We start from the raw sequence: 2,352 nt of genomic DNA, 5'->3' as shown, positions 1-2,352 counted from the left end.
GAGAGCGCATCCCGCGCGGCGTCGAGCTTCTCGAGGAACCGGCGGGAGACGTTGAAGTGGAGCCGCCGGAGGTCGGCGCTGAGCGGCTCGACCGATTCGCGACGCACCTCGCGGGAAGATGGGGTGTGCGCCGCAGGGCGCGGAGAGTTGGCATCGGGGTGTTCTGCTGGCCAACCGCACGGCGCGGCGGATTCAGGTACCTGCGCCCGAACGGTCGCGTCGGTTTCCGCGACTGGAAGCTCCACCACGGCCGCCGCGGAACGAGCCGGACTGCGCACCGCCGTGACGACCTCGCGGCGCGGCGGTGCCTCGACCGGCTTCAGCTCCGCCACGACCTCCCGCGCCTCGCGCTTCGAGCGGTGGAAGAATCGGGGGAGCACCTCGTCGCGGTTCTCCGGGGTGAGGACCTTCGCGAGCTCGACTACGCTCGTGAAGCAGAGGCGGCCGTCCCTGAGCGGCTCGATCACCTCCGGGCAGCGCTGCACGAGCTCGGCGGCGGTCTTCCGGTAGAACGCGGCGCCCTTCGAGAGGCCGAGGTCCCGGTGGAGGAAGGAGAAGAGGTTCGCGTGGCCGAGGTCGCGCCAGAGGTGGCGGCGATCGAAGTCGGCGAGGGCGACCAGGAAGTCGGCCATGGAGTCGTGCTCGCGGCGGAGGAGCTCGGAGAGGCGGGCGGAAAGATCGCGTGCGTGCATGAACCGATGGTCTCATGCGATCTCGCGACCTCCCCAGGCGCACGCATTCAGCGCCAGGCGCGAGAACGAAAGCCGGCCCTCGCGCCTCGGCACCACGCGAACTCGCGGCGTACGGCGCCCGCCCGGCACTGCGAGAGAGGCCTTTTCGGACGAGCCAGGCTCGCGAACCGTCACCGACCGGAAAACGCGTCAACCGCCGAATGGTGAAACGTGGGTTCCCGCGAAAGGAGCGCGATCCAACACTCACCGTGAAGCCATCGGCCGCCTCGCGAACGGACGGTAGCGCGACGTGCGATTCGAGGCCACGGCGCCGGCCAAGGCTCGTTGCGCTCTCGGTGAAACGCGGGCCTCTTCGGGGCCGATCTTGCGCAGACGGTTTCCATGGCACCGTGACGCCCCGGCCTTTCCATCTTCCTGAGCCCGGACCGCTCGTCATTCAGGGCCGTTCGCCTGCAAGGCCCCTCCTCGACCGGGCCTGCTCTCCGCCCGAGATGTGTTGAATCCTGAGGCCGCAGGCGGGGGGAGGGGCGGAGCCCCTCCGCGCCGGGACCGCGAGCGGAGCCCGCGAAGCGGGGCGCGAGCGGTCACGGGCCCCGCGCAGCAGGAGTGGGGCCCCGACGCCCTTCGACTGGCTCAGGGCGGCGGGGCGGAGGCGCAGCCTCCGGTGCAACTGTCCGCAGCCCTTGTTTCAACCGATCAGCGTGACCTGCGCCTCGCCGGTCCCGCTCAGGAACACGAGCTTCCTGCTCTTCGGGCCGCCCACGTCCCGCTGGATCACCGGGACCGCCTTCTCCTGCAGCGTGCTCAGCGCCAGCTTCGCGTTGCGCGTGCCGAGGTGGTTCTCCGGATCGCCCACCAGGATGCCGATGGTCGCGCCGCCGAACACACGCGCGCGCATCCGGTGCGGGAGGGCGCCCGCCGCGAGCACCTTCTCGTAGAGCGTCCGCATGGCGAGCGTGCCGTGGCGGCACGTCTCGGTCCCCACGCCGGTGAGGGAGGGGAGCAGGAAGTGGTTCATCCCCGCGACCCCGGCGTACGGATCCCAGAGGCAGACGGCGACGCAGGAGCCGAGGATCGCCACCGCCTCGGTCGGCTCCGTGAACACGTGCACCTGACCCGGCTGCACGTACACCTGGGGGCCGGCGGGGGCGGTCGCCTTCAGGGCGGAAGATGAGGTGCTCATCGGTCGATGTCCTCGCGACGCCTCGGAGGCGCTGGACGGCTCCTTACATCGGGCGTGCCGCGCCGAGGCGGGCCCACGCACGGATCGTGGATCCGTGATCTCGCGAGGTTGCGGGCGGCGGGTGGGGCGGGCGCATGGGGCAAACGCGACCCCGGGAGTGCCGTAGACCGTCACCGTGCGCGCCTCAGGAAAACGGGGCCTCCGGCCTCGGGTCGCGAGAGCGTGAATCGCGTGCCCGTGCCCGTGTGCCGTGACCGATCCCCCGTGGCCGCGTCCCGCTTCCCGTGTCCCCTGGCCCACGATCCGACGCGGGAGATCGGTTCACGATGAACGGAGAGGCCGGTGACGGGACGAACCCGGATCACCATGCGGTGTCGCGCCCGATCCTCGCCTACTGCGGCGCCAGCGCGCCGCGCCGCGAAGCAGCGCCGGCGGCGGGCTGCGCGGGCGCGAGGGCGGCCGCGGGCCGGGGGGCCG

The 2,352-nt window shown here is 71.9% G+C and carries 1 protein-coding gene and 1 pseudogene; both read right to left on the bottom strand.

The genetic code is table 11. The features are described from left to right. Positions 1–692: pseudogene (locus MNZ27_RS23125) on the bottom strand (HNH endonuclease); the annotation flags it as partial. 688 nt (positions 693–1,380) lie between these two features. Next, entirely contained in the window at positions 1,381–1,875 is a 495-nt protein-coding gene (locus tag MNZ27_RS23120; protein ID WP_242396419.1) for a chemotaxis protein CheD, read from the bottom strand. Positions 1,876–2,352: the final 477 nt, after the last annotated feature.

Source organism: Anaeromyxobacter oryzisoli (assembly GCF_022690765.1).
GTDB lineage: Bacteria > Myxococcota > Myxococcia > Myxococcales > Anaeromyxobacteraceae > Anaeromyxobacter > Anaeromyxobacter oryzisoli.
The sequence above is the reverse complement of the archived record's forward strand: the minus strand, read 5'-3'. Positions and strand labels throughout refer to the sequence as shown.